The sequence below is a fragment of the Sphingobium sp. CFD-1 genome (assembly GCF_024611115.1).
In the GTDB taxonomy this organism is placed as follows: domain Bacteria; phylum Pseudomonadota; class Alphaproteobacteria; order Sphingomonadales; family Sphingomonadaceae; genus Sphingobium; species Sphingobium baderi_A.
Genome location: NZ_CP084398.1, coordinates 3,519,308 through 3,544,756 on the forward strand (window position 1 = coordinate 3,519,308; position 25,449 = coordinate 3,544,756).

24 protein-coding genes are annotated in these 25,449 nt (G+C 64.4%); 12 read left to right on the top strand and 12 right to left on the bottom strand.

What is annotated here, in order from left to right:
* Positions 1-51 precede the first annotated feature (51 nt).
* Positions 52-549, top strand: a complete 498-nt coding sequence (locus LDB26_RS17660; protein WP_062062292.1) for an MmcB family DNA repair protein — start codon at positions 52-54, stop codon at positions 547-549.
* Positions 550-603: 54 nt separating this feature from the next.
* On the opposite strand, the gene LDB26_RS17665 is transcribed toward LDB26_RS17660, so the two are convergent.
* On the bottom strand, positions 604-1,221 hold the full coding sequence (locus LDB26_RS17665; protein ID WP_062062295.1) for an ankyrin repeat domain-containing protein: 618 nt from the start codon (positions 1,219-1,221) through the stop codon (positions 604-606).
* A 44-nt stretch (positions 1,222-1,265) separates the two neighbouring features.
* Here LDB26_RS17665 and LDB26_RS17670 point away from each other — a divergent pair, with 44 nt between their 5' ends.
* Genes LDB26_RS17670 through LDB26_RS17680 form a run of 3 tightly spaced genes read left to right on the top strand, consistent with a single transcriptional unit; the run spans position 1,266 to position 3,034 of the window.
* Positions 1,266-1,910 carry an SCO family protein gene (locus tag LDB26_RS17670; protein WP_257539403.1) on the top strand — a complete coding sequence of 215 codons (645 nt, stop codon included), beginning with the start codon at positions 1,266-1,268 and terminating at the stop codon, positions 1,908-1,910.
* Between the two features lie 4 nt (positions 1,911-1,914).
* The gene (locus LDB26_RS17675) at positions 1,915-2,340 is read left to right on the top strand and encodes a YcgN family cysteine cluster protein (RefSeq protein WP_021245512.1); all 426 of its coding nucleotides are present in this window, start codon (positions 1,915-1,917) and stop codon (positions 2,338-2,340) included.
* A complete protein-coding gene (locus LDB26_RS17680) occupies positions 2,297-3,034 on the top strand; it encodes a M48 family metallopeptidase (protein WP_373886130.1) in 738 nt (245 codons plus the stop codon). The genes LDB26_RS17675 and LDB26_RS17680 overlap by 44 nt, the downstream gene beginning before the upstream one ends.
* Before the next feature lie 47 nt (positions 3,035-3,081).
* Here the strand turns inward: LDB26_RS17680 and LDB26_RS17685 are convergent, their stop codons facing one another.
* Positions 3,082-5,493, bottom strand: a complete 2,412-nt coding sequence (locus LDB26_RS17685; protein WP_257539407.1) for a ligase-associated DNA damage response DEXH box helicase — start codon at positions 5,491-5,493, stop codon at positions 3,082-3,084.
* 178 nt (positions 5,494-5,671) lie between these two features.
* On the opposite strand from LDB26_RS17685, the gene LDB26_RS17690 reads away from it, so the two are divergent.
* Positions 5,672-7,000, top strand: coding sequence for a cystathionine gamma-synthase family protein (locus tag LDB26_RS17690; RefSeq protein WP_257539409.1), 1,329 nt, complete (start codon positions 5,672-5,674; stop codon positions 6,998-7,000).
* Here the strand turns inward: LDB26_RS17690 and LDB26_RS17695 are convergent.
* Positions 6,997-7,671, bottom strand: coding sequence for an HAD family phosphatase (locus LDB26_RS17695; RefSeq protein ID WP_257539411.1), 675 nt, complete (start codon positions 7,669-7,671; stop codon positions 6,997-6,999). The two genes, LDB26_RS17690 and LDB26_RS17695, sit on opposite strands and share 4 nt — an antisense overlap.
* Before the next feature lie 98 nt (positions 7,672-7,769).
* Here LDB26_RS17695 and LDB26_RS17700 point away from each other — a divergent pair, with 98 nt between their 5' ends.
* The 4 genes from LDB26_RS17700 to LDB26_RS17715 are packed head-to-tail and all read left to right on the top strand — an operon-like array spanning position 7,770 to position 11,346.
* Positions 7,770-8,879, top strand: coding sequence for an MlaE family lipid ABC transporter permease subunit (locus LDB26_RS17700; RefSeq protein WP_257539412.1), 1,110 nt, complete (start codon positions 7,770-7,772; stop codon positions 8,877-8,879).
* Complete coding sequence (locus LDB26_RS17705; protein WP_257539413.1) at positions 8,879-9,751, top strand: ABC transporter ATP-binding protein; 873 nt, start codon at positions 8,879-8,881, stop codon at positions 9,749-9,751. Before LDB26_RS17700 ends, LDB26_RS17705 begins: the two co-directional genes overlap by 1 nt.
* A 3-nt stretch (positions 9,752-9,754) precedes the next feature.
* Positions 9,755-10,717: an MlaD family protein gene (locus LDB26_RS17710; RefSeq protein ID WP_257539414.1), complete on the top strand. Its 963-nt coding sequence runs from the start codon at positions 9,755-9,757 to the stop codon at positions 10,715-10,717.
* Positions 10,718-10,734: 17 nt separating this feature from the next.
* The gene (locus LDB26_RS17715) at positions 10,735-11,346 is read left to right on the top strand and encodes an ABC-type transport auxiliary lipoprotein family protein (protein WP_257539415.1); all 612 of its coding nucleotides are present in this window, start codon (positions 10,735-10,737) and stop codon (positions 11,344-11,346) included.
* 240 nt (positions 11,347-11,586) lie between these two features.
* Here LDB26_RS17715 and pepN read toward each other — a convergent pair whose 3' ends face one another.
* The 7 genes from pepN to LDB26_RS17750 form a co-directional block, all read right to left on the bottom strand.
* Positions 11,587-14,187 carry an aminopeptidase N gene (gene pepN / locus LDB26_RS17720; RefSeq protein WP_257539416.1) on the bottom strand — a complete coding sequence of 867 codons (2,601 nt, stop codon included), beginning with the start codon at positions 14,185-14,187 and terminating at the stop codon, positions 11,587-11,589.
* A gap of 81 nt (positions 14,188-14,268) precedes the next feature.
* Positions 14,269-15,204: a ParB/RepB/Spo0J family partition protein gene (locus LDB26_RS17725; protein ID WP_257539417.1), complete on the bottom strand. Its 936-nt coding sequence runs from the start codon at positions 15,202-15,204 to the stop codon at positions 14,269-14,271.
* Positions 15,201-15,983 carry a ParA family protein gene (locus LDB26_RS17730; RefSeq protein WP_062062330.1) on the bottom strand — a complete coding sequence of 261 codons (783 nt, stop codon included), beginning with the start codon at positions 15,981-15,983 and terminating at the stop codon, positions 15,201-15,203. Before LDB26_RS17730 ends, LDB26_RS17725 begins: the two co-directional genes overlap by 4 nt.
* Entirely contained in the window at positions 15,980-16,621 is a 642-nt protein-coding gene (gene rsmG, locus LDB26_RS17735) for a 16S rRNA (guanine(527)-N(7))-methyltransferase RsmG (protein WP_062062333.1), read from the bottom strand. Before rsmG ends, LDB26_RS17730 begins: the two co-directional genes overlap by 4 nt.
* Entirely contained in the window at positions 16,618-18,468 is a 1,851-nt protein-coding gene (mnmG, locus tag LDB26_RS17740; protein WP_257539418.1) for a tRNA uridine-5-carboxymethylaminomethyl(34) synthesis enzyme MnmG, read from the bottom strand. Before mnmG ends, rsmG begins: the two co-directional genes overlap by 4 nt.
* A gap of 60 nt (positions 18,469-18,528) precedes the next feature.
* Positions 18,529-19,812, bottom strand: a complete 1,284-nt coding sequence (gene mnmE / locus LDB26_RS17745; protein WP_062062339.1) for a tRNA uridine-5-carboxymethylaminomethyl(34) synthesis GTPase MnmE — start codon at positions 19,810-19,812, stop codon at positions 18,529-18,531.
* Positions 19,813-20,076, bottom strand: coding sequence for a DUF6489 family protein (locus LDB26_RS17750; RefSeq protein WP_062062342.1), 264 nt, complete (start codon positions 20,074-20,076; stop codon positions 19,813-19,815).
* A 149-nt stretch (positions 20,077-20,225) separates the two neighbouring features.
* Between LDB26_RS17750 and LDB26_RS17755 the strand changes: the two genes are divergently transcribed.
* Both LDB26_RS17755 and LDB26_RS17760 read left to right on the top strand, forming a co-directional pair.
* Entirely contained in the window at positions 20,226-20,924 is a 699-nt protein-coding gene (locus tag LDB26_RS17755; protein WP_062062345.1) for a dienelactone hydrolase family protein, read from the top strand.
* Positions 20,925-20,936: 12 nt separating this feature from the next.
* Positions 20,937-21,905, top strand: a complete 969-nt coding sequence (locus LDB26_RS17760; RefSeq protein WP_257539419.1) for a quinone oxidoreductase — start codon at positions 20,937-20,939, stop codon at positions 21,903-21,905.
* Between the two features lie 211 nt (positions 21,906-22,116).
* Here the strand turns inward: LDB26_RS17760 and LDB26_RS17765 are convergent, their stop codons facing one another.
* The gene (locus LDB26_RS17765; protein WP_257539420.1) at positions 22,117-22,836 is read right to left on the bottom strand and encodes a YjbE family putative metal transport protein; all 720 of its coding nucleotides are present in this window, start codon (positions 22,834-22,836) and stop codon (positions 22,117-22,119) included.
* A 125-nt stretch (positions 22,837-22,961) separates the two neighbouring features.
* Complete coding sequence (rho, locus tag LDB26_RS17770) at positions 22,962-24,218, bottom strand: transcription termination factor Rho (protein WP_021245531.1); 1,257 nt, start codon at positions 24,216-24,218, stop codon at positions 22,962-22,964.
* 264 nt (positions 24,219-24,482) lie between these two features.
* Between rho and LDB26_RS17775 the strand changes: the two genes are divergently transcribed.
* Positions 24,483-25,448 carry an aspartyl protease family protein gene (locus LDB26_RS17775; RefSeq protein WP_373886131.1) on the top strand — a complete coding sequence of 322 codons (966 nt, stop codon included), beginning with the start codon at positions 24,483-24,485 and terminating at the stop codon, positions 25,446-25,448.
* The last annotated feature ends 1 nt before the right edge of the window (position 25,449 follow it).

Below are 25,449 nucleotides of genomic sequence, written 5' to 3' on the forward strand. Positions count from 1 at the left end.
CGTTCCGAATCGGCCTTTTCATATGTTCATGACTTGTTCTAAAGATCGGGCATGAACGACATGGCCGCCAATGACAGCTGTTCTCCGCTGACCGACGGCACGGCGCTGGCCGTGGCGCGCGGGACGCTGCGTCTTTTCTTCCGCCATGACATGAGCGGCATATTGGAAGTGCCGCTGCCCAACGGCCGCCGCGCCGACATCATGGCGCTGGATGGGGCCGGACGCATCACCATCGTTGAGATCAAGTGCAGCCGCGCCGATCTGTTGGGTGACATGAAATGGCCGGATTATTTCGACTATTGCGACCGTTTCTATTGGGCTGTGCCGTCGGGCTTCGACCTGTCGCTGTTCGACAGCGAGGCATTGTGGCCGTCGCGCACGGGCCTCATCGTCGCCGATCAATATGATGCCGAACTGCTCCGCCCCGCCCCTATAGAGGCGCTGGCGGCGGCGCGGCGCAAGGCGGAGACGTTGCGCTTTGCCCGGCGTGCGGCGCGGCGGCTGACCGCGCTGGCCGACCCCGACCATGCGGCGGAGATCGGCTGGTAACGGCTAGGGCCATTCGCCTTTCGCAGCCCGCTAGAACTGAATGGCGATTTGGCCTTAGCGGAACACCGGTCCCTGCACCGGTCCGCTGGGCGCCGTGCTCTTGGGCTTGGCGCTGTCGAGTGCTTCGACCAGGCCCGGCGTGCGGCCGTCGCGCTTCGCATAGTCCCGCGCCGACATGCCCGCCAGCGTATCGCGCCGGTCGGGATTGGCGCCCTGCGCCACCAGCAGGCGGACCAGCGCCACATCGCGCAACTGCACCGCGCGGATCAGGGGCGTTTCGCCGCTGCTGTTGGTCTTGTCGACCTGCGCCCCGAACGACAGCAAGGTCCGCACGCCTTCCTCGAATCGGGCCTGCACGGCGTCCATCAGGGGGGTGTTGCCCTGATTGTCGGTCAGGTTGGGATTGGCGTCCTTCGACAGCAGGAAGCTCAGCCATGTGTTGTCGCGCCGGGCGACGACCAGATGCAGCGCGGTTTCCCCGGTGGTCACGTCGCGGCTGTTGACGATGGTCGATCCGGGCTTTTGCATCAGGTCCATCGCCTTCTGCCCGTCCACATCCTTGACCGCTTTCAGGAAGTTGTAGGCGTCCGAAAACTGCGCCTGCGCCGCCGTCGGGGACAGCATCGCCAAGGCCAGCGCCGCGCCGCGCACACTCCAAAACCGTCTCTTCATGCTGTCACGCCCCGTTGGATTTGCAAATGCGGCCTTAGCAGGGCATGGCTGGCGGTGCCATGAACAAAGCGCTGACCCTTGCCGCCCTGCCCGTCCTTGCCTTGCTGGCCGCCTGTAATATGGGCGGCGCGGACAATGCATCAAGCCCGCAGGGCGAACTGGTGGGGGCTCGGATCGGCGGGCCCTTCACACTCACCGATCAGGATGGGAAGAAAGTCCGCTGGGACGATTTCAAGGGCCGGTATCGCCTCGTCTATTTCGGCTATACCTATTGCCCGGACGTTTGCCCGGTGGACCTGCAACGCATCATGCAGGCCTTCGCCCGGTTCGAGAAGGAAAAGCCCGCCCTCGCCGCCAAGGTCCAGCCGATCTTCATCAGCGTCGATCCGAAGCGCGACACGCCCGCCACGGTCAAGACCTATGTAAACGCCTTCCACCCGCGCCTCATCGGCCTGACCGGCACGCCGGATGAGATCGCGAAGGTGGCGAAGGATTTCGCCGTCATCTATCATCGCGAGGAGTCGCAGGGCGCAAGCGACTATCTGGTCGGACATAGCCGCACGCCCTATCTCTTCGGTCCGGACGGCGCGCCGATCGCGCTGGTGCCGGTGGACGATCCGGCCACGCCGGACGTGGATGAGGGCGCGCCGGAACATGTTCTCGCGTCCCTTGAAAAATGGGTGAAGTGAGGCATTGGATTTCTGGGAAAAACCCCTCGATCAGCTCGACCGCGCGCAGTGGGAGGCATTGTGCGACGGATGCGGCAAATGCTGCCTGCACAAGGCGGAGGATGAGGATACCGGCCGCATCTATCCCACCAATGTCGCCTGCCGCCTGCTCGATCGGCACAGCGGGCAATGCACCAGCTACAAGGACCGCCGCCGCTTCGTTCCTGATTGCGTGCGCCTGACACCGCAAAAGGTGAAGACGATAAGCTGGCTCCCCCGCACCTGCGCCTATCGCCTGCGGGGAGAGGGTAAGCCGCTGCCCGCATGGCATTACCTCATCAGCGGCGACCGGGAAGCCGTCCACCGTGCCGGCGAATCCGTGCGCGGCTGGACCGTGGCGGAAGCGGATGCGGGCGATTGGGAACATCATCTTGTCGACCGGGAAATCTGACGAAGCCGCGATCCTGATCGACGGCGTCGCGGTTCCGGTGCGGGTGCGCCGCTCCGCCCGTGCGCGCGCCTACAAGCTGTCGCTGGACGCGGCGCGGGGCGAACTGCGCCTCTCCCTCCCCGCGCGCGCCAGCCTGAAACGGGCGCTCGGCTGGGCGCAGGGGCATGAAGGCTGGGTGCGGGCGCAGATGGCGGCCCGCCCGGCCATGGCGACGCTGCGCGACGGCGCGGTCTTTCCGCTGGAGGGGCGGGATGTGCGGATATGCTGGACCCCCGGCGCATCGCGCACGATCCGGCTGGAAGGCGACCGGCTGCTGCTGGGCGGGGCCGAAGAGTCGGTTGGCGCGCGCGTGCTGCGCTGGCTCAAGGGCCAGGCAAAGGCGGTGCTGGAAAGCGAAACGCGGGAGCTGGCGGCACAGCATGGGCTGGCGGTCGGGTCGGTCGGCGTGGGCGATCCGCGCAGCCGCTGGGGTAGTTGCGCGTCGAACGGGACGATCCGCTATAGCTGGCGGCTGATCCTCTGCCCGCCGGAAGTGCGACAGGCGACCGTCGCGCATGAACTGGCGCATCTGATCCACATGGACCACAGCCCCGCCTTCCACGCGGCCCACGCCCGCCTGCTGGGCCGCGACCCCCGCCCGGCGCGGGCATGGCTGCGAGCGCATGGGGCGGCGCTGCATCGCTTCGTGGGGTAAGAAGGCGGATTGGCCCAGGGTGGATGTTCAAATCCTCCTCAAACACCCTAGTCCGCCCGCATGGCCTCCTCGATCAGCGCTTCCGCTTCGATCAGCAGGGCATCTTCCGCCGCATGCTGGGCCACCTGCTCGCGGCCGATGAGGATGAGGACCGGAACTGCCAGCGGACTGACGCGCTCCAGCGGCATGTGCAGCATGGTGGACGCGGCGCGGTCTATGAGGTCGCCCAGACGCCCCACATCCGTCATCCGCGCGCGGGCGTCGGCCCATGCCGCTTTCAGCAGCAGATGGTCGGGCTGATATTTGCGGAGCACATCGTAGATGAGGTCGGTGGAGAATGTGACCTGCCGCCCGGTCTTGCGCTTGCCGGGATGCTGGCGCTCGATCAGGCCGGAAATCACCGCCACGTCGCGGAAGGCGCGCTTGAGCAGGCTTGATTGCTCGACCCATTCCACGAATTCATGGTCGAGTATGTCGGCGGAAAACAGGCTTTGCGGGTCGGTGACGGGCTTGAGGCCATAGACCGCCAGCGCATAATCGTTCGACACGAACCCCATCGGCATCAGGCCCTGCGCGTCCATGCGGCGGGTGAGGAGCATCCCCAGCGACTGATGCGCGTTCCACCCTTCGAAACTGTAGCAGACGAGATAGTGGCGGCCTTCATGCGGGAAGGTTTCGATCAATAGCTGGCCCGGCTGCGGCAGGGCGGAGCGATATTTCTGCATCTCCAGCCAATCGCGCACGTCCTTCGGAAAGCGGTGCCATTCCTCCGGCTGGGCAAGGAAGCGCCGCACGCGGTCGGCCAGGCGCGTGGACATGGCCATGCGAGTGCCGCCCCAGCTTGGGATGCGCGCCTGTTTCGACGTGGCGCGGACGATGAGGTCGGTGGTGTCCATCCGCACCGTCTCCAGCGCCATGCCGGAAAAGAAGAAGCTGTCGCCCGGGCGCAGGGTTGCGGCGAACCCCTCCTCCACCGTGCCCAGCTTGCGGCCGTTGGCGAACCGCACGTCGAGCACCGGCTGATCGACGATGATGCCCGCGTTCATGCGATGCTGCTGGATGAAGCGGGGATGGGAGACGCGCCATGTCCCGTCCGGTTCCCCCGTCAGCCGCTTGAAGCGGTCATAGGCGCGCAGGGCGTAGCCGCCGCCCTCGATGAAATGGAGGACGTGGGCGAAGGCTTCGTCCGTCAGCGCGCCATAGGGCATGGCGGAACGGACTTCGGCGAGCAGTTCCTCCTCGCGGAAGGGCGCGGCGCAGGCCATCGCCATCACATGCTGGGCCAGCACGTCGAGGCTGCCGGGGCGGAAATCGTCGCTGTCGCGCTCGCCCGATTCCACCGCGTCCAGCGCGGCGCGGGCTTCGAGATATTCGAAGCGGTTGCCGGGAATCAGGATCGCCTCGCTAGGCGTGTCGAGCCGGTGATTGGCGCGCCCGATGCGCTGAAGCAGGCGGGAGGAGCCTTTGGGCGCGCCCATCTGGATCACGCAATCGACATTGCCCCAATCGACGCCCAGGTCGAGGCTAGCCGTGGCGACGAGGGCGCGGAGCCTGCCCGCCGCCATGGCGCTTTCGACCTTGCGGCGCGCTTCGATGGACAGGCTGCCATGGTGGATGGCGATGGGCAGGTTCGCGTCGTTCACCGACCAGAGCGACTGGAAGATCAGCTCCGCCAAGCCCCGCGTGTTGCAGAAGACGAGCGTGGTCTGCCGCCGTTCGATCTCCGCCATCACCTGTTTGGCGGCATATTTGCCGCTATGGCCGGACCATGGCACGCTGCCTTCGGGAATGAGGATGGTGACATGAGGGGCCGCCCCCTGCTCGCCGATGACGGGCGTGACCGCGTTGATGTCGCCATCGGGCGCGAGCCAGGCGCGATAGGCGTCCACATCCGCGACGGTGGCGGAAAGGGCGACGCGGCGCAGGCCAGGATGGATGGCCTGCAGGCGCGACAGCGAGAGGTTGAGCAGGTCGCCGCGCTTTTGCGTCGCGAAGGCGTGGACTTCGTCGATGATGACGGTCTTCAAATCCGCGAACATCAGGAAGCTGTCGGGATAGCTCAGCAGCAATGAGAGCGATTCGGGCGTCGTGAGCAAGATCTGCGGTGGACGCGCGCGCTGGCGGGCCTTGCGGTCCGAAGGCGTGTCGCCGGTGCGGGTTTCGACGCGGATCGGAAGACCCATCTCCTCGATCGGCGTGAGGAGGTTGCGGCGCACGTCCACCGCCAGCGCCTTCAAAGGCGAGACATAAAGCGTGTGGAGGCCGTCGGCCGGCTTTTCGATAAGGTCAGTCAGCGTGGGCAGGAACCCGGCGAGCGTCTTGCCCGCGCCGGTCGGGGCGACGAGCAGCGTGTGCTCGCCCCGGCGCGCCGCCTCCAGCATATCGCGCTGATGACGGCGCGGATGCCAGCCGCGATCCGCGAACCATCGCTCCAGCGGATCGGGAAGGCGTGCGTCCATGATGGAGATGTAGGAAGGCGCGACCGCCCTGTCACTTCCGGCCGCGACGAACAGAATAATAATACCAGCAGAAGAAATAATGTTTCGCCGCGCCTCTGGCTCTTTCGCGTCCTCATGCGTTACACTCGCGCCATGACAGCGGCGCTCCAGACGCCGCATTTTGCAGGAGTATCCGACTATGACCGGCGAAACCGAAGCCGAGCTGACCGGCGCAGAACCCTCCCACAACCGCCGCCATCCCAAGGCCCCCATCATGGAGATAGAGGGCCGCAAGCTGAAGCCCGCGACGCTGATGATGGGCCATGGCTATGACCCCACTTTGTCCGAAGGATCGTTGAAGCCGCCGATCTTCCTCACCTCCACCTTCGCCTTTGAAAGCGCGGCGGCGGGCAAGCGGCATTTCGAGGGCGTGACCGGCATCCGCCCCGGCGGCGCGGAGGGCCTCGTCTATTCCCGCTTCAACGGGCCGAATCAGGAAATCGCCGAGGACCGGCTTTCCGTGTGGGAGGAAGCGGAGGATGCTCTGCTCTTTTCCAGCGGCATGTCCGCCATCGCCACCACCCTGCTCGCGCTGGTGCAGCCGGGCGACGTGATCGTCCATAGCGCGCCGCTCTATGCCGCGACGGAATCGCTGATCGGGCGCATTCTGGGGCGGTTCGGGGTGCAGTGGGTCGATTTCCCGGCGGGTGCGACCGAAGAAGAGATCGGCGCAGTCATCGAAAAGGCGAAGGGCATGGGGCGGGTAGCCCTGCTTTACCTCGAAAGCCCGGCCAACCCGACCAATGTGCTGGTCGATCTGGAAGCGGTCGCCGCGCGGCGCGACGTCCTGTTCGCGGGCGCGGAGCATGTGCCGCCGATCGCCATCGACAACACTTTCCTTGGGCCGCTCTGGCACCATCCGCTCAGCCATGGGGCGGACCTCGTCATCTATTCGCTCACCAAATATGCGGGCGGACATAGCGATCTGGTCGCGGGCGGCGTGCTGGGGTCCGATGCGCTGATCAACACCGTCCGGCTGATGCGGAACACCATCGGCACCATCCTCGACCCCCATTCGGCGTGGATGCTGCTGCGGAGTCTGGAGACGCTGGAATTGCGGATGAGCCGCGCGGGCGAAAATGCGGAAAAGGTCTGCGCCTGGCTCAAGGACCAGCCGCAGGTGGAGAAGGTCGTCTATCTCGGCTTCCCCGAAACCGATCGGCAGGCGGACATCTACCGCCGCCATTGCACGGGAGCGGGCTCCACCTTCTCGCTCTATCTGAAGGGTGGAGAGGCGGAGGCGTTCGCCTTCCTCGACGCGCTCAAGATCGCGAAGCTGGCGGTCAGTCTTGGCGGCACGGAAACGCTGGCGAGCCATCCCGCCGCGATGACCCATCTGTCCGTCCCGGCGGACCGCAAGAAGGCGCTTGGCATTGGCGATAATATGGTGCGGATTTCCATTGGCTGCGAGGATGCGGACGACCTGATCGCCGACTTCGCGCAGGCATTGCGGGCGACGGAGGGCTAGGGCCAGTCGACCCGCGGCCACCCGCGTTCAGCCGCCAGTTTCGCCAGCGGCTTGTGCGGGTTGGCGGCGTGGGGCACGTCGGAAAATTCCAGCATCGGCGCGTCCGACACATGGTCGGAATAGGAACGGATATGCGCTTGTGCGCGGTCGATGGCCTGCGCCGCCATCCACGCCTTTATCATGCGGAGCTTACCGGTGTCGTAGCAATTCTCGCCCGCTATCCGGGCGCGGACATAGCGCAGATCCTGGCTCAGATGATCGGTCGCGATCACCGCGTCGAAGCCCAGCCGCCGCGCGATCGGTTCGACATAGAGGCGGTAGGAGGCCGTGGCGAGCACCAGCGTGCATCCGTCCGCCTTGTCCCGCGCGATCTGCGCCAGCGCGCCGGGGCGGACATTGCCTTCCACCACCTTCGCGGCATAGCTTTCCACATGCGGCATCAGCTTCGCGCGCTCGACATTCCAGCCGATCATCAGGCCCTGATTGACTTCCTTGAGCCGCTGGCGCGTCACCAGTTTCAATACATAGGCCAGCATCATCAGGACCACGCCCGGAAACAGCAGCAGCCGCCAGGGCGCCATATGCCGCGCCACATGCAGCAGAAAGCCCGTATAGGTGCCCGAATAAGTGACCGTCCGGTCCATGTCGTAAATCGCCAGCCTGTGCGTCATGCCGCTATCGAAACTTTTTGCCCTTACCCTTCGTTATCCTAGCGGATGGGCCGTTTCGGCTTGCCGCGCAACCGATAATGGACCACTAATCCTGACGCATGAACAAAGCCGCTGAACTTGCTGAGGAAACGCGCGATGGCGGCACGGTCGTGCGGCTTTCCGGCACGCTCACCATCGCCTGCCTGCACGACCTGCCGTCGCGGCTGGACGCGTTGGAAGGGCCGATCAGCGCCATCGATCTGTCCGATGTCGATCATATGGACACGATCGGCGCATGGACCGTACATCGCACCGCCAAGCGGCTGGACTGCCCCGTCGGCGGCGGCAGCGCCGATGCGGAAAGGATGATCGCGGCGGTCGGCGAACTGGACGAGCCGGTGGCGATCCGCCCCGAACATGTGTCGCCCCTGAAGCGCGTGCTGGGCGAAATCGGCGAAGCGGTCGTCAACTCGGGCGCGACCCTGCTCGGCCTGCTCGGCTTTTTCGGCGCGACGCTGGTGGCGGCCTGGAATGTGATCCGCCATCCGAGCCGCTTCCGCGTCAATGCCGTGGTGCAGCGGTTCGAGGTCGTGGGCGTGTCGGCGCTGGGCATCATCGGCCTGATGAGCTTCCTGATCGGCATCGTCATCGCCCAGCAGGGATCGGTGCAGTTGCGCCAGTTCGGCATGGAGATGCTGACGATCAACCTGGTCGGCCGGCTGACCTTCCGCGAACTGGGCGTATTGATGACGGCGATCATGGTGGCGGGCCGCTCCGGCTCCGCCTTCGCCGCGCAGCTGGGCACCATGAAGCTGACCGAGGAAGTGGACGCGATGCGGACCATCGGCGTCTCCCCCATGGAGGCGCTGGTGCTGCCCCGCACGCTGGCGGTGGTGGTGATGATGCCGCTGCTGGGCTTTTATTCGTCGGTCATCGCGGTCATCGGCGGCGGGTTCCTGTGCGCGGTTGCGCTCGACATTCCGCCGATCACCTTTGTTCAGCGCCTGCGTGAAGTGGTGCCGATCACCGATTTGTGGGTCGGCCTCATCAAGGCGCCGGTGTTCGGCCTCATCATCGCCATTTCGGGCTGTTTTCAGGGGATGCAAGTCAAGGCCAATGCGGAGGAAGTCGGTTTGCGAACCACCTCCGCCGTGGTGCAGGCGATCTTCCTCGTCATCGTGATCGACGCCTTTTTCGCGGTCTTCTTCACCTGGGTGGGCTGGAACTGATGGCGGCGGAAATCGAATCGGTTGAGGAAGAGCGCGTCGAAAAGGCGGTTGAGGGCAATGGCATCGCCATTTGCGTGCGCGACCTTCGCACCAGCTTCGGCGATCAGATCGTGCATGACGGACTGGACCTCGACGTACGCAAGGGCGAAATCCTGGGCGTCGTCGGCGGATCGGGCACCGGCAAGTCGGTGCTGATGCGGGCCATCATCGGCCTGCAGATTCCCGACCGGGGCGAGATCGAGGTTTTTGGCGAGCCGATGATCGGGCGGCTGGATGACGAAGCCCTGGCCATTCGCAAGCGCTGGGGCGTGCTGTTTCAGGGCGGCGCACTGTTTTCCACGCTGACGGTGGCGGAGAATGTGGAAGTGCCGATCAGGGAATATTATCCCAATATCGGCGCGCAGCTCCGGGATGAGATCGCCGCCTACAAGATCCGCATGACCGGCCTGCCCGCTGATGCCGGACCCAAATATCCCGCCGAACTGTCCGGCGGCATGAGGAAGCGCGCCGGGCTTGCCCGCGCATTGGCGTTGGACCCGGACCTTCTGTTTCTGGACGAGCCGACGGCGGGGCTGGACCCCATCGGCGCGGCGGCTTTCGACGATCAGACGCGACGGTTGCAGCAGACGCTGGGCCTGACCGTCTTTCTCATCACCCATGATCTCGACACGCTCTATTCGATCTGTGACCGGGTGGCGGTGCTGGCGGATAAAAAGGTGATTGCGGTGGGTACGATCGACGAATTGCTGGCGACCGACCATCCCTGGATACAGGAATATTTCAACGGCCCGCGCGGCCGCGCCGCCACGGCGGCGGTGGAGCGCGAGCGCGGCAAGACCGCTGCCGAAACCCAAGCGGACGGAAGGCGATAGGATATGGAAACCCGCTCCAACCATGTGCTGGTGGGCACGGTCACGCTGCTGCTGCTGGCCGCGATCATGATCGCCGCCTTCTGGTTCTCACGCCTTTCGGACGGCGAGAACAAGGAATATGACATTTTCTTCAAGCAGTCGGTGAACGGCCTCGCCAAGGGGTCGAGCGTCAACTATTCGGGCGTGCCTTCGGGGCAGGTCGAGAAGATCGAGCTGTGGAAGCGCGATCCCGGCTTCGTGAAGGTCCGCATTTCCGTGAAGGAAGGGACGCCGGTGCTGCTTGGCACCACGGCGACCATTCAGGGCGTGGGCTTCACCGGTGTTTCGGAAATCGTGCTGGACGGCGCGGTCAAGGGGGCGCCGCCGATTAAATGCCCGGAAGATAATCCGCAATCCGTCTGTCCCGATGGCGTGCCGATCATTCCCACCAAGCCCGGCGCGCTGGGCGAGCTGCTCAACAATGCGCCGCAACTGCTCGAACGGCTGTCCACGCTGACCGAGCGGCTGACGGAACTGTTGAGCGATAAGAATCAGCAGTCTTTCGCCGGCATCCTCGCCAATGTGGAGAAGGTGACGGGCGCAATGGCCGATCGCAGCCCCGAAATCGCCGCGACGCTGGCCGAAGCGCGCATCGCCGTGCAACGGACGGGCATCGCCGCCGAGAATATCGGCAAGCTCGCCGCGACCACGGATTCGCTGTTGAACGATGAAGGCCGTCCGCTGATGGCTGACCTGCGTAAGAGCGTGCAATCCGCCACCCGCAGCATCGACACGCTCGACAAGACCATCGCCGAAGCGCAGCCGGGTGTTCACGCCTTCAGCAACCAGACCATGCCGGAAGTGAACCAGCTTGTCCGCGACCTGCGCGAAATGTCGCGCGCTTTCCGCGGCGTGGCCGAAAAGCTCGACCAGCAGGGTGCGGGCTCGCTGGTCGGATCGCCCAAATTGCCCGATTACAAGAATTAAGACGAGGGAGCCGGAAGATGTTCCACCTGAAATTCAATGGCGCTGCCGCGCTGGCGCTGGGCTTCATGCTGACGGGCTGCGTGTCCTTCGGCGCGAAACCGCCGGAGCAACTCCTCTCGCTGAGCGCCGCGCAGCGCGTCGCGCCGGGCGCTCCGGTCAATGCGGGGCAGGCTCTCAGCCTGGTCGTCGCCGATCCCGAAGCGCCCAAGATACTGGACACGGTGCGGGTTCCGGTGCGCGTATCGCCCACCTCCGTCGCTTATGTCACCAAAGTGCAATGGTCCGACACGCCGCGCCATCTGTTTCAGAGCCTGCTCGCCGAAACGATCGCCGCCACGGGCAGCCGGATCGTGCTGGACCCCGGCCAATATTCCGGCGTGCCAGGGCAAAGGCTGATGGGTGCGCTGGTGGATTTCGGCATCGACGAGCAAAGCCGCACCGCCATCGTGACCTATGACGCGATCCTCGCCAATCCCGGCGGAACGATCCTTGCCCGGCAACGCTTCACGGCCCAGCAGCCGGTGAATGGCAAGATCGGCGCCGCCACAGTGGGCGCGCCGCTCAATGCGGCGGCGAATAAGGTGGCGGCGGATGTGGCAGCCTGGCTGTCAACGGTGTCCCAGCCTTAAGGCGAGATTTCGGCTCATTGCGGCCATTCTTTTGGGACGAAGTTGGAAGAGGGGGAGGAAGGCGAAGCTGCGCGCTATCCAGCAAACGGCGCATGCTCCCGCTCCGAGCTACGGCTAAGCAGCAAGCTGCCAATCCTGCGCGACCTCGGCCAGAAGCACGCGCCTAGAGTTACGCGCCTCTGGCCGACCCCTAAGCGGAGAAGGATAAAGCTATGCCTGAAACCCGCGCTTCGCCCACTCTCATTCCAGACTTTTGCTCGCCTGCTCGGTCACGTCGCGGGACAGGCCGGGTTCGGCCAGAACGCGCTGCAGCGCGGCGCGCATCATCGCCGCGCGCGCCTCGTCGAAGCGCCGCCAGCGTCCCAGCGGCGGCACCAGCCGCGCCGCCGTCTGCGGATTGATCTTGTCGAGCGCGATGATGCAGTCCGCCACCAGCCGATAGCCCTCCCCCGAACGGTGGTGGAAAGCCCATTGGTTGCCCGCGAACGCCCCGAACAGCGACCGCACCCGGTTGGGATTGGCGAGCGTGAAATCCTTATGCTCCCGCAGGTCCGCCACCAGCTGCACTGTGTTGGGATGAAAGGCAAAAGCCTGCGTCTGGAACCATTTATCCAGCGTCAGCGCATCGTCGCGATAACGATTGTAGAAGATGTCGAGCGCCGCTTCCCGTTCGTCGCTGGCGCCATTCGCCAACGTTGCGAGCGCCGCCTGGCGTTCGGTCATGTTGTCGGCTTCATGGAACTGGGCGAAGGCGATTTGCGGGCCATCCTGCGCGCCCGAGGCCACCAGGTAATGCAGCGCGATATTCCGCAGCTTGCGAGCGCCCTTGGCCGCCGGGGACAGGGAGAAGGCATTGGCCTTCGTCCCGGCATGGATGTCGCGCCACAGCGGCTCCAGCGCTTCGCCGATACGCTGTTGCAGCGCATCTCGCGCGGCGTGGATCGCGTCGGGATCGACGACCGGCATCTGATCGCCCAGATAGGCTTCGCTCGGCAGGCGGATGGTTTCGGCGACGAAGGCGGGGTCGAGCTGCGGATCGGTCGCGGTATCGCGGATCGCCGCAATAACAGCATCCTCATCGACCGCCTGCCCGCCGATCCGACCGATCAGCACATTCACCATCAACTGCTGCATCGCCTCATAACGGGCGAACGGATCGTCATCATGGGCCGATAGAAAGGCGAGATCGGCCTGACTGCGGTTGGTTTCGACGATGACGGGCGCGGAAAAGCCGCGGTTGATCGACAGGATCGGGGCAGAGGAAAAGCCTTCGAAGCGGAAGCTCTGCTTCGCCTGCGTCAGCATCAGCAATTGATCGCCCTGATGCCGCCCGCTTGCCGGGTCGAACAGCGCGACGCGCATCGGAATGGCCATCGGCTTCTTGTCCGGCTGACCCGGCGTTGGCGGCACGGCCTGCTCCAGCAGCAGTTCGGCAGTGCCGGTGGCCGGATCGTGGTTCAGCATGGCGCGGACATGGGGCGTGCCCGCCTGTTCATACCACAGCCGGAACTGGCTGAGGTCGATGCCGCCTCCCTCCTCCATGGCGCGGACGAAATCCTCGCAGGTGGCGGCTTGCCCATCGTGACTCTCGAAATAGAGATCGGTGGAGGCGCGGAAGCGTTCCCATCCCAGCATCAGCGCCATCATGCGGATCAGTTCCGCACCCTTGTTATAGATGGTCGCTGTGTAGAAGTTACTGATTTCCATATAGGATTCAGGCCGGACCGGGTGAGCGAGCGGCCCCGAATCTTCCTGAAACTGGGCGGCGCGCAGGATGCGGACATCCTCGATCCGCTTGACCGCATGGCTACCCATATCGGCGGAAAAGCTCTGGTCGCGGAAAACCGTAAAGCCCTCTTTCAGCGAAAGCTGGAACCAGTCGCGGCAGGTGACGCGATTGCCCGACCAGTTGTGGAAATATTCATGGGCGACCACCCCTTCCACGCCATCATAGTCGAGGTCCGTCGCTGTTTCCGGATCGGCCAGAATATAGCGTGAATTGAATATGTTAAGACCCTTATTCTCCATCGCGCCGAAGTTGAAGTCGGCCACGGCGACGATGTTGAATACGTCCAGATCATATTCCCGGCCATAGACCCGCTCGTCCCAGGCCATGCTGTCCTTAAGGGCCTTCATCGCATGGGCGGTGCGGGGCAGGTCCGCTTCCCTGACCCAGATGCCGAGCGCGACTTCGCGCCCGCTCATCGTCACGAAGCGGTCGGCGTTGCAGGCGAGATCGCCCGCCACCAGCGCGAAGAGATAGCAGGGTTTGGGAAAAGGATCGGTCCAGCGCGCCCAATGACGACCGCCAGGCAGATCGCCCTTTTCCACCGGATCGCCATTGGCGAGCAACACAGGATAGCGGCTCTTGTCCGCTTCCATCCTGACGGTGTAGCGCGACAGCACATCAGGCCGGTCCGGGAAGAATGTGATGCGGCGGAAACCCTCCGCCTCGCACTGGGTGCAGAGCAGGCCCCCGCTGGCATAAAGGCCCATGAGCTTGCTGTTGCTGTCCGGTGCGACCTCCACTCGCGTCTCGACCTGATGGGACTGGCCGTTAAGGGGGACAACCAGCGTCCCGCCATCCAGGGCCCATTCTTCCGGTCCCAATGTGCGTCCATCCACCTTGACCTCCACTGGCAGGAGGCCATCGCCTTCCAGCCTCAAGGGCCGGTCATGCGTGCCGTTGCGGACAATGGACAGCACTGCGTGGACCTGCGTGGCGGATGCGTCCAGATCGAAGTCCAGCGCAATATCGGGGACCAGCCAGTCGGGCGGGCGATAATCCAGGCGGCGGATGATCGCGGGCGCGGCGGCGTTGGTGGATTGCATGTCAGCCATGCCAGCAAGCTAGGTACTGGGCGGGCAAAAGACTAGGGGGAACGCACGGAAAACGGCGCGATTCCCAAATGACGGGGCTTTCTAGATGCGTTCGCCCGACAGGCGCTGGCACAGCATGTCGAGTTGATCGAGATTCGAATAACGCAGCGAAAGCGTGCCGCCAGCCCCGGCCGTATCGCCATGGCTGATTTCGACCTTCAGGCCCAATATGTCGGCCAGATGCTGTTCGAGCGCGGCAATATCCGCATCTTTTCCGCTGGACGGGACGGCCGCACGCGGTCGCGATGATGCATTGTCGTTGCCGGTTCGGGCACGGCGGACAAGCTGTTCCGTGTCACGGACGGACAGGCCCTTTTGCTCCACCTGTTGGGCCAGCGTCTCGCAATCGGGCACGCCGATCAGGGCGCGGGCATGGCCCATCGACAGGCGGCTTTCCATCACCGCCTGCTGCACCGGCTGCGGCAGGTCCAGCAGGCGCATCAGATTGGCGATATGGCTGCGCGACTTGCCGACGATTCGCCCCAAAGCTTCCTGGCTGTGATGGAATTCGCCGATCAGCTTGCGATAGGCTTCCGCTTCTTCGATGGGATTGAGGTCTTCGCGTTGGATATTTTCGACGAGCGCGATTTCCAGCGTTTCCTGTTCATCGAAATCCCGGACGATGGCGGGGATGCGATGCAGTTGCGCCCGCTGGGCCGCGCGCCAACGGCGTTCGCCCGCGACGATCTGAAAACCGCCGCCATGGGCGCGCACGATGATCGGTTGGATCACGCCGCGCTTTGCGATGGAATCGGCCAGTTCCTGCAAGGCCGCATCGTCGAAATGGCGGCGCGGCTGTTCCGGGTGCGGCTGGATCAGGGCGACTTCGATGCTCTGCACGGCCTTGGCGGAAGCAGTGGGCGCCGAAGGGGCGATCGGCTCCTCCCTTTGCACATCCCCCAGCAGCGCCGAAAGACCGCGACCCAATCCATGAGCACGCTTTGCCGTCTTCGGTTTGTCGTTGGTCTCTTCGCTCAAGCCGCCTCCTCCTGCCGCGGAAGCCGCGCTATCAGTTCACGCGCCAGCCGCATATAGGCATCCGAACCGGAGCAGCGGAAATCATAGATCAGAGCGGGCACGCCATGGCTCGGCGCTTCGGAAAGACGGACATTGCGCGGGATCACCGTGCTGAAAACAAGATCGCCCAGACAGGCTCGCACATCATCCGCCACCTGGTCGGTCAACCGGTTGCGGCGATCATACATGGTGAGCGCCACGCCCATGATCGACAGGCCGGGATTGAACCGGCCTCTGATCCGGTCCACCGTCTGAAGCAGTTGCGAAAGTCCCTCCAGCGCGAAAAATTCGCATTGCAGGGGGACGAGCAGATATTGCGCCGCGACCATGGCATTGATGGTCAGCAGGCCGAGCGAGGGTGGGCAATCGATCAGGCAGATGTCCCAGCGCCCCGGCGGCGCTTCCGCCAATACGCGCTCCAGCCGATGCGTGCGCTCTTCATATTCGATCAGTTCGATTTCGGCGCCGGACAGATCCTGCGTCGCCGCCACCAGATCCAGTTTCGGCACTCGCGTCGCAATGACCGCATCGTCCAGAGCGCAATTCCCCACCAGCAGGTCATAGCTGGATTGAGCGCGATCCGCATGGTTCACGCCCAGACCGGTCGAGGCGTTTCCTTGTGGGTCGAGATCGACCAGCAGCACCCGCAGGCCGGTAGCGGCGAGGCCGGTGGCCAGATTGATGGCGGTGGTCGTCTTGCCCACACCGCCCTTCTGGTTGGCGATGGCGATACAAATCATCCTCGGCCCTTCCTCCTGACGGATTTGACGTTGCGCGCGACGATGATGGCGCTATCGGCATCGGTCACGCTGCGTTCCACGTGGAACATACCTTGCCACGCCGCGCGCGCCGTCTCCAGTTCATTTTGTGCATTTCGTCCTTTTGGCAGCACCCAAAGCGTCTTTTCATCGGCCAGATGGATCGCCGTTTCGAGAAGGCGCGGCAAAGGGGCGTAGGCGCGTGCGCTGATAATGGCCGCCGCCGTTTTCGGAACGACTTCCACACGGCCTGCAAATACTGCCGCGTGACGAAGGCCCAGCTCATCCACTACGGCCTGGAGAAAATCGATCCGCTTCCGGCGCGATTCGACCATCAATATCGGGCGATCCGTGAGCAATGCCACCACAATGGCGGGCAACCCCGCGCCTGATCCCAGGTCGATCCATTGTCCGTCAGGAGCATCGCCGGTGAATGTCAGCAGCTGCGCCGAGTCGACGATATGACGCGCCCAGACATGAGGGCGCGTCGATTCCGCGATCAGATTCTGCCGCTCCATCTCGACCAGTAGCATGGCAACAAACCGCTCCAGCCTGTCCCATGTTTCACGTGAAACAGCGAACTGATCCGCAATCCAAGCCCGAGCCTCTTCCTCCGTCACGCCGCCACTCGCCTGACATGGACAAGGATGGCGGCGAGGGCGGCTGGCGTTATGCCGCGAATACGGCCCGCCGCCGCAAGCGTATCCGGCCTTGCTGTTTCGAGGCGTTCGATCATCTCGGTGGAAAGACCGCCGATGGACGTGAAATCGAAATCGGCCGGGATGAACACGCGCTCATTGCGGCGAAGCTCGGCGATCTCTGCTTCCTGCCGTTCCAGATAGGGCGCGTAATGCGCGTCCTCCAATATCTCGTCGCGCAAATCATCCGGCGCCTTGGCGAGCGATGGTGCCAGCGTCAGGAGCAGGCCACGATCCACTTCCGGAAAGCGCGCCCATTCGAACAGCGAACGCCGTGCTCCATCCTGCCGTACGGTCGCGCCAGCCCTGGCCATTTCCGTGGCGGTCATGGCTCGCGCCAATTCGGCCTCGATAGTAGTCCGGGCTTCCTGGCGTGCCTGTAGCCGCGCCAGCCGCTCGGCACCCAAGACCCGATGCGCCATGCCTATCTGGCCCAAACGGCTTTCGGCATTATCGGCCCGCAATCGCAAACGATATTCCGCGCGCGCCGTAAGCATCCGGTAGGGTTCGGTCACGCCCTGCAAAACCAGATCGTCTATCATCACGCCGATATAGCTGCTGGCGCGATCGAGGATCATGGGCGCTTCGGCGCGTGCGCGGGCCGCGGCGTTGACGCCAGCGATCAGTCCCTGCGCGGCGGCTTCCTCATAGCCGGTCGTGCCATTGATCTGGCCCGCGCAGAACAGGCCGGGTATCGCTCGCACTTCCAGCGAGGCATCCAGCGCGCGCGGATCGATATGGTCATATTCGACGGCATAGCCGGGCACCACGATCTCCGCGCGCTCCAATCCTTGCATGGACCGAACCAAAGCGAGTTGCACATCCGCCGGAAGCGACGTGCTGATGCCATTGGGATAGACGAGCGGATCGTCCAGACCTTCCGGCTCCAGGAAAACCTGATGGCCGTCGCGATCGCCAAAGCGCGTCACCTTGTCCTCGATGGAGGGGCAATAGCGCGGCCCCCGGCCCTCGATCGCACCGCTGAACAGTGGGGAGCGACCCAGCCCGTTGCGGATGATCGCATGGGTATCGGCGTTGGTTCGCGTGATGGCGCAATTCAGCTGCGGAAGGACGCGTCCGGTGGAGAGCGTCGACATGGTCCATGCGGCACTGTCCGATGGCTGCTCTTCGAGCGCTCCCCAGTCGATGGTGCGCCCGTCGATGCGCGGCGGCGTTCCCGTCTTGAGGCGACCAATGGGCAGGTCGAGCGCGCGGAGCTGCACGCCCAGAGCCGTCGCCGCGCGTTCTCCGGTTCGTCCGCCCGCCAACATGTCCTCGCCGCGAAAAAGCTTGCCGCCGAGGAAGGTGCCAGTCGCCAGCACCACGGCATTGGCTTCCAATCGGCGGCCATCCGCGAGCGCCAGACCCGCGACCGATCCCTGCGAGAGGATCAATTCACTGGCCTCGCCCTCGACAATCTCAAGGCCGGACTGCGCCGCGAGCAGCGCATGGATGGCGGCCCGATAGCGTTTCCGATCCGCCTGCACGCGCGGTCCCTGCACGGCCGCGCCCTTGCTGCTGTTGAGCATGCGATAGTGAATGGCTGCCGCATCGGCCGCGCGCGCGATCAGGCCATCCAGCGCATCCACTTCCCGGACCAGATGGCCTTTGCCCAATCCGCCAATGGCGGGATTGCAGGACATCGCGCCGACCGTGGCCTTTTCGAATGTCAGCAGCGCAACGGACGCGCCCTTGCGCGCCGCCGCCGCCGCTGCTTCGCAACCGGCGTGGCCGCCGCCGACCACGATCACATCATAGCTTGTTCGCATGGACGCGCCTTAACAGATTCCGGCCCCGCCGGTCAAAACTGTTCCACGTGGAACAGTCATCTATTTGCCGATGCAGAATCCCGAAAAAAGCCGGTCGAGCATATCTTCCGTACCAGCGCGTCCGGTGAGCGCATCAATGGCGCGCCGGGCCTGCCGAAGCTCTTCCGCCAGCACCAGCAGGTCGGTCGTGTGTCCCGCTGCGCTCAGGTGGCGATGCAGCGCCGCCGCGCCCTCCCTCTGGCGCGCGTGGAGCGCATATTCGCCTTCGCCCGGCAAAAGCGTCCGCGCTTGCCGCAGGAGCGCGGCCACCAGATTCTCCATGCCCTCCCCTGTTCGCGCAGACACTGCCAAACCCGGATGCCCGGCATGATCGACCCGGTCGCATTGCGCGCCAATCAACAGGGCATCGCTGCGCGGCGTGTCCTGGGGTGGTCCCAGCCACAGGATGATGTCCGCCCCTTCCAGCGCGGCCCTCGCCCGGTCGATGCCAATCGCTTCGATGCTGTCGGCCGTGCTCTCCCGCAAACCCGCCGTGTCGGTGAAGAGGAAGGCGATGCCGCCAATAGCTGCCGGCGCTTCGATACGGTCGCGGGTCGTTCCAGCGATGTCGGAAACGATGGCGGCCTCCCGCCCGACCAGCGCATTCAGCAGGGTCGATTTGCCCGCATTGGGCGGTCCGGCCAGAACGACTCGAACACCGTCGCGCAACCGCTCCGCCGACGGCGCGGAAAGAATGGCGGCCACATCCTCCGCCAGCGATTCGATACCCGCGCCGATTCGCTCTTCGATCTGCGCGTCGGGCACATCGTCCTCATCGGAAAAGTCGAGCGCCGCCTCCGCCATGGCGGACAGGTCCAGCAAGCGATGGCGCCATGTGTCGATCCGCCGCGAAAAATGGCCTTCCGCCATCATCAACGCCGCGCGCCGCTGTTGCTGCGTTTCCGCCGCCAGCAGATCGGACAGCCCTTCTACCGCATTCAGGTCCATGCGCCCATTTTCAAAGGCGCGCCGCGTAAATTCGCCCGGTTCGGCCCGGCGCAGTCCCGCCATCGCGCCCAGCGCGGCTTCGACACCGGCGATCACCGCCCGGCCGCCATGGCAATGCAGTTCCGCCATATCCTCTCCGCTCACCGTCGCGGGGCCGGGAAGCCAAAGCACCAGAGCCCGATCAAGTGGCGCGCCATCGCGCGGATCGCGCAGCAGATTCAGGCTCGCCATGCGCGGCGGCGGCAATCGGTGGGCCAGCGCCAGCAAGGCCGGTCCCGCCTGCGGGCCGCTCACGCGAATAACGGCAATGCCAGCCGGCGGCGCACCGCTCGACAAGGCGAAGATCGTGTCGGTCACTTAGCCCTTTTTCTTGTCGCCATTGGTGCCGCCGCCGACCCCGGCCAGACCGATATTCATCAACTGCTGGAACATCCGCACGCCCGCATCGCCCATCGGGGAAAAGCTCTTGAACAGCGTTTCCATCTGCTCCGCGCTGCCGATGCCGTCAAAGCCGTCCAGCATGGTCTTGATATATTTATCATGAATGGGGGTCACGTCCGGCAACCCCAGGAAAGAGCGCGCTTCGGCGGGGGTGCAATCCACATCGACGGTCACCTTCATAATCACTTCCCTTATCCTGTCGCGCAAGTGCAGCCTTCATGCCGCAAGAACGGGCGCATGTGCAAATATTTTGGCGCGGAGAGTGGGTTGCGCGGGCCGCTGGAAAGGCCATTATGTGCCGACAAGATCCCTATGGAAAGGATTCCCCCATGGCAGACTTCACCCCCATTTCCACGCTGGAGGGCGACGCGCAGTTCGATGCCTATGTCGCTCGTCCCGAGGGAACGCCCAAGGCCGCCATCGTCGTCATCCAGGAAATATTCGGCGTCAATGAAGGCATTCGCCGCAAATGCGACAAATGGGCGGAAGCGGGCTATCTGGCCATCGCGCCGGACCTGTTCTGGCGGATTGGTCCCCATATCGAGCTGGACCCCGATATTGCCGCTGAAATGGAGCGGGGGCTGGGTCTGTTCGGCCAGTTCGATCAGGACAAGGGCGTCCGCGATATCGAAGCCACCATCAAATTCACGCGCAAGGAAATCGGTGGCGGCAAGATCGGTCTGGTCGGCTATTGCCTCGGCGGCCGTCTGGCGTTCATGTCGGCATGCCGCACCGATGGCGATGCCTTTGTCGGCTATTATGGCGTCGGGATCGACAATCTGCTCGGGGAAAGCCACGCCATCGGCAAGCCGGTGATGCTGCATATCCCGACCGCCGACGGCTTCGTCCCGGCGGAGGTCCAGCAAAAGATGCATGCGGGTCTCAAAGATAATCGCCACGTCACCTTGCATGATTATGAGGGGCTGGATCACGGCTTTGCCGCTGAAATGGGCAATCGCCGGATGGAGGATGCCGCGCAGCTGGCCGACAGGCGCACGGCGGATTTCTTCGCCGCGCATCTGGCCTGACAGGGGCATCCGATGAGCGGCGGCTGGCGGATGGTGGCCCGCCGTCATGGCGGGCCGGAGGTGATCGCGCGCGAGGATTTCGATCCCGGCGCGCCCGCTGAAGGAGAAGTGCTGATCGCGCAGGAAGCCGTCGGCCTCAATTTCATCGACATCTACTACCGCACGGGCCTTTATCCCGCCCCGCTTCCGGTCGCTCTGGGAGCGGAAGGCGCGGGGCGGATCGTGGCGACCGGACCGGGCGTCACGGGCTTTTCGGTGGGAGACCGGGTCGGCTGCGCGAGTGGGCTTGGCGCTTATGCCACGCACCGCATCGTGCCCGCCAATCGCGTCGTCAGGATTCCCGACGGCGTTTCGCTGGAAGACGCCGCCGCGATGATGCTGAAGGGCATGACCGCCTGCTATCTGGCCGAAGACACGCTTGCCCTGACCGCCGGGCAGGTCGCGCTGGTTCATGCCGCGGCGGGCGGCGTGGGATCGGTGCTCGTCCCATGGCTGCGCGACAAGGGCGTCATCGTCGTCGCGCATTGCGGCTCCGCCGAAAAAGCCGCGACGGTGCAGGCGGATCACAGCCTGCATGGCGCTTTCGACACGCTTGCCGCAACGGTGCGCGAGCTTACCGGCGGCAAGGGCGTGGACGTCGTTTATGACGGCGTGGGCAAGGATAGCTGGGACGCCTCTCTCGCCAGCCTCCGCCGGCGCGGTATGATGGTCAGCTATGGCAATGCGTCCGGCGCGGTGCCGCCAGTCCATCTGCTAGACCTCAGCAAGGGCGGATCGCTCTATGTGACGCGCCCCACTTTGTTCGATTATATCGCGTCGGCGGAGGAACTGGCCGCGACGGCGGCTCGCCTTTTCGACCGGATGGAGCGCGGTGTGGTTCGGGCCTCCATCGGTCAGCGTTTCGCGCTTGCCGATGCAGCGGACGCGCAGCGCGCGCTGGAAGAACGTCGGACGACAGGCGCCACGGTCCTCATTCCCTGAAGCGTGAGTTAGGCGAAGTGGCGTGAGGGGGGGCAGCGCCGCACCGGCTCCCTCCCCCGCTATGACTGCCCAGCCTGCGCGAGCAGCATGTCCGCCATCCACCCCCTGCCGCCGTTCGGCATAGAGACTGGCACATGAAGTCACCGCCCAAAAAAAGAGGGCGGAGCCATAGCGGCTCCGCCCTCTTTTTGCGGACCTATGATCTGGCCAATCAGAACAGCGTCAATATGCCGACCTGATGATCGACGATCCCGTCATAGATCATCTTGAGCGCGACATAGAGGATGACGATCAGGCCGAGATAGGCGATCCAGCGGAACCGCTCTATATATTTGGCGATGATGTTCGCCGCGATGCCCATCAGCGCGACCGACAGGATCAGGCCGATGATGAGGATGCCGGGATGGTCCCGCGCCGCGCCCGCGACCGCGAGCACATTGTCGAGGCTCATCGACACGTCCGCCACGGCAACGGCCCATGCGGCGGCGGCGAAGCTCTTGGCGGGACGCAGGCCCGACACATCGTCGTCGGTCGGATCGTTGGGCGTGTCGAGGCCGCGCTTGGGATGCAGCTCGCGCCACATCTTCCAGCTTACCCAGAGCAGCAGCAGCCCGCCCGCCAGGATCAGGCCGACGATCTGCATGAGCTGCGTCACCACCAGCGCGAAGCCGATACGCAGCACCAGAGCGGCGATGATGCCGATCATGATGACCCGCTGGCGCTGGGCGACGGGCAGGCCGGCGGCCAGCGCGCCGACGACGATCGCATTGTCGCCTGCCAGCAATATATCGATCATCAGCACCTGGCCAAAGGCAGCCAGCGCGGCGGGTGAAGTTATGTTACTGAAATCATTGACGATATGGCCCCAGATGTCGGCTGGAGAACCAAAGCCCTGGGCCGCGGCGGCAGCGGTGGCGAAAAGGTCGATCATAATGGCCTAACGTCCCCTGTAGCGATTTCCCGTCAGATGGGCCCATCTGACGGCTCGACAGTCATAGCAAAACAAAAGCGGAGCGGTTTTGATCCGATGCTCTGGAATCCCGACCGCCCGGTGCTTTACTGGTTCATCGAATCGAAGAAATCTTCGTTGGTCTTGGAATCCTTCATCTTGTCGAGCAGGAATTCCATGGCGTCGATGGTGCCCATCTGCATCAGGATGCGGCGCAGCACCCACATCTTGCTGAGCTTGCCCTTGTCGACCAGCAATTCTTCCTTGCGGGTGCCGGACTTGCCGACATCCAGCGCCGGGAAGATGCGCTTGTCCGCGACCTTGCGATCCAGCACGATTTCCGAATTGCCGGTGCCCTTGAACTCTTCGAAGATGACTTCATCCATGCGGCTGCCGGTGTCGATCAGCGCGGTGGCGATGATGGACAGCGAACCGCCCTCCTCGATATTGCGGGCCGCGCCGAAGAAGCGCTTGGGCCGCTGGAGCGCATTGGCGTCGACGCCGCCGGTCAGCACTTTGCCCGACGATGGGACCACCGTGTTGTAGGCGCGGCCAAGGCGCGTGATGGAATCGAGCAGGATGACGACATCCTTCTTGTGCTCGACCAGGCGCTTTGCCTTTTCGATCACCATTTCGGCGACCTGGACGTGGCGCTGCGCGGGTTCGTCGAAGGTGGAGGACACGACCTCCCCCTTCACGCTGCGCTGCATGTCGGTGACTTCTTCCGGCCGCTCGTCGATCAGCAGCACGATCAGGAAGACTTCGGGATGGTTGTCCGTGATCGCCTTGGCGATGTTCTGGAGCATCACCGTCTTGCCGACGCGCGGCGGCGCGACGATCAGGGTGCGCTGTCCCTTGCCCTGCGGCGAAACGATGTCGATGACGCGGGCCGACTTGTCCTTGACGGTCGGGTCCAGCGTGTCCAGCGACAGCTTCTGTTCGGGATAGAGCGGGGTCAGGTTGTCGAAATTGACGCGGTGACGGACCGCATCGGGATCGTCGAAATTGACGGTGTTGAGCTTGGTGAGGGCAAAATAACGCTCGCCGTCCTTGGGCGCGCGGATTTCGCCTTCCACCGTGTCGCCGGTCCGCAGGCCGAATTTGCGGACCTGGTTGGGCGACACATAGATATCGTCGGGACCGGCGAGGAAGTTCGCTTCGGGTGAGCGCAGGAAGCCGAAGCCGTCCGGCAGCACCTCGATCGTGCCTTCGCCCATGATCTGCTCGCCATTTTCCGCTTCGGCCTTGAGGATGGCGAACATCAGGTCCTGCTTACGCAGCGTGGATGCACCTTCGACGCCCAGCTCCTCCGCCATGGTGACGAGGTCGGCGGGTGGCTGCTTCTTGAGATCCTTGAGGTGCATGCGAGTCGGTCCGATGGATAGAGTGTCGTGAAAGACAGTTATATGGAGAAAAGCCCGGCAAACAGATGGCTGGGAACGTCCCGCGCCGGACGGGCGGGTGAGTGAAGAGCATTTAGCGATGGCCCTGCCATGCCGTCAAGGCGGGACATCGCCCTTTCTGATGGAAAATTGGCGGCGCTGCCGGTGCCGATCGACCGGCGGTGCCGCAATCGCGGCGATGGACCGTCCCGCCCGCGCCATGGTATAAGGCGGAAAAGCGAAAGGATGAGGGATATGCGCCGCCTCCTTCCCATGGTGGCAATGCTGTGGACGCTGTGCCCGCCTCTGGCCGCGCAGGAAACGCCCTCGCTTGATCCCGCCGTTCCGCCCGCTTTGGTCCGCACCGGCCCGCCCGCCGAGGATCGCGTCACCATTCCCATTCATATCGGCGGCAAGGGGCCGTGGAACTTCATTATCGACACAGGATCGCAGCGCACGGTGATTTCGCGCGAGCTGGCCGACCGGCTGGCGCTTCCCGTGCGCGATCCCGTCACGGTGCTCAGCATGACCGACCGGCTGCAAACCGGCACGGTGGCGCTGTCGACCCTGGGCTTCGGCGATTCGCAAGTGCGCGATATAGAGGCGCCGGTGCTCGACGGCGCGCATCTGGGCGCGCCGGGGTTGCTGGGTCTCGACAGCCTGCAATCCAAGCGGCTGCTGCTCGATTTCCGGAGGGGGCGGATGGAGATCAGCGAAAGCAAAAGCCGCTATGCCCGCGATCCCGACACCATCGTCGTCGAAGCGCGGCGGAAGAATGGACAGCTTATCCTGCTCGATTCCGACGTGAATGGGATGGCGGTGAACATCGTGCTCGACACCGGCACTAATTTCAGCGTCGGCAATATGGCGCTGATGAACAAGCTGATCCGCAAGAAACGCGCGCCGCAGCTGGAACAGGCGACCCTGACCAGCGTCACCGGCGGCACGCTGGTCGGTCAGGTGGGCAAGATCCGCGAGGTGCATCTGGGCCGCGTCACGCTGCGCGATCTGCCGCTGCTGTTCGCCGATGCCCCCCCCTTTGCCGAACTGGGGCTGGCGGACAAGCCCGCGCTGCTGCTGGGCATCAACGCGCTCAAGGGGTTCGACCGGGTCGCGATAGATTTCGGCAGGGGAAGGGTCGATTTCCTGCTGCCGGACATGGGCTGGCTGGAAAAATCGCGCTTCGCCGCGGCCGCCACGCCCGCGGGGTAAA

Excerpts from the sequence above, each read along its gene's own strand:
- LDB26_RS17730 (WP_062062330.1), bottom strand. The coding sequence starts at position 15,983 with ATGATTTGTATCGCCATCGCCAACCAGAAGGGCGGTGTGGGCAAGACG.
- rho (WP_021245531.1), bottom strand. The coding sequence starts at position 24,218 with ATGCACCTCAAGGATCTCAAGAAGCAGCCACCCGCCGACCTCGTCACC.
- LDB26_RS17755 (WP_062062345.1), top strand. The coding sequence starts at position 20,226 with ATGGCAGACTTCACCCCCATTTCCACGCTGGAGGGCGACGCGCAGTTC.
- LDB26_RS17665 (WP_062062295.1), bottom strand. The coding sequence starts at position 1,221 with ATGAAGAGACGGTTTTGGAGTGTGCGCGGCGCGGCGCTGGCCTTGGCG.
- LDB26_RS17715 (WP_257539415.1), top strand. The coding sequence starts at position 10,735 with ATGTTCCACCTGAAATTCAATGGCGCTGCCGCGCTGGCGCTGGGCTTC.
- LDB26_RS17690 (WP_257539409.1), top strand. The coding sequence starts at position 5,672 with ATGACCGGCGAAACCGAAGCCGAGCTGACCGGCGCAGAACCCTCCCAC.
- pepN (WP_257539416.1), bottom strand. The coding sequence starts at position 14,187 with ATGGCTGACATGCAATCCACCAACGCCGCCGCGCCCGCGATCATCCGC.
- LDB26_RS17760 (WP_257539419.1), top strand. The coding sequence starts at position 20,937 with ATGAGCGGCGGCTGGCGGATGGTGGCCCGCCGTCATGGCGGGCCGGAG.
- LDB26_RS17680 (WP_373886130.1), top strand. The coding sequence starts at position 2,297 with ATGCGGGCGATTGGGAACATCATCTTGTCGACCGGGAAATCTGACGAA.
- LDB26_RS17765 (WP_257539420.1), bottom strand. The coding sequence starts at position 22,836 with ATGATCGACCTTTTCGCCACCGCTGCCGCCGCGGCCCAGGGCTTTGGT.
- LDB26_RS17775 (WP_373886131.1), top strand. The coding sequence starts at position 24,483 with ATGAGGGATATGCGCCGCCTCCTTCCCATGGTGGCAATGCTGTGGACG.
- LDB26_RS17750 (WP_062062342.1), bottom strand. The coding sequence starts at position 20,076 with ATGAAGGTGACCGTCGATGTGGATTGCACCCCCGCCGAAGCGCGCTCT.
- LDB26_RS17700 (WP_257539412.1), top strand. The coding sequence starts at position 7,770 with ATGAACAAAGCCGCTGAACTTGCTGAGGAAACGCGCGATGGCGGCACG.
- LDB26_RS17685 (WP_257539407.1), bottom strand. The coding sequence starts at position 5,493 with ATGGACGCACGCCTTCCCGATCCGCTGGAGCGATGGTTCGCGGATCGC.
- LDB26_RS17695 (WP_257539411.1), bottom strand. The coding sequence starts at position 7,671 with ATGACGCACAGGCTGGCGATTTACGACATGGACCGGACGGTCACTTAT.
- mnmG (WP_257539418.1), bottom strand. The coding sequence starts at position 18,468 with ATGCGAACAAGCTATGATGTGATCGTGGTCGGCGGCGGCCACGCCGGT.
- LDB26_RS17710 (WP_257539414.1), top strand. The coding sequence starts at position 9,755 with ATGGAAACCCGCTCCAACCATGTGCTGGTGGGCACGGTCACGCTGCTG.
- LDB26_RS17705 (WP_257539413.1), top strand. The coding sequence starts at position 8,879 with ATGGCGGCGGAAATCGAATCGGTTGAGGAAGAGCGCGTCGAAAAGGCG.
- LDB26_RS17660 (WP_062062292.1), top strand. The coding sequence starts at position 52 with ATGAACGACATGGCCGCCAATGACAGCTGTTCTCCGCTGACCGACGGC.
- LDB26_RS17670 (WP_257539403.1), top strand. The coding sequence starts at position 1,266 with ATGGCTGGCGGTGCCATGAACAAAGCGCTGACCCTTGCCGCCCTGCCC.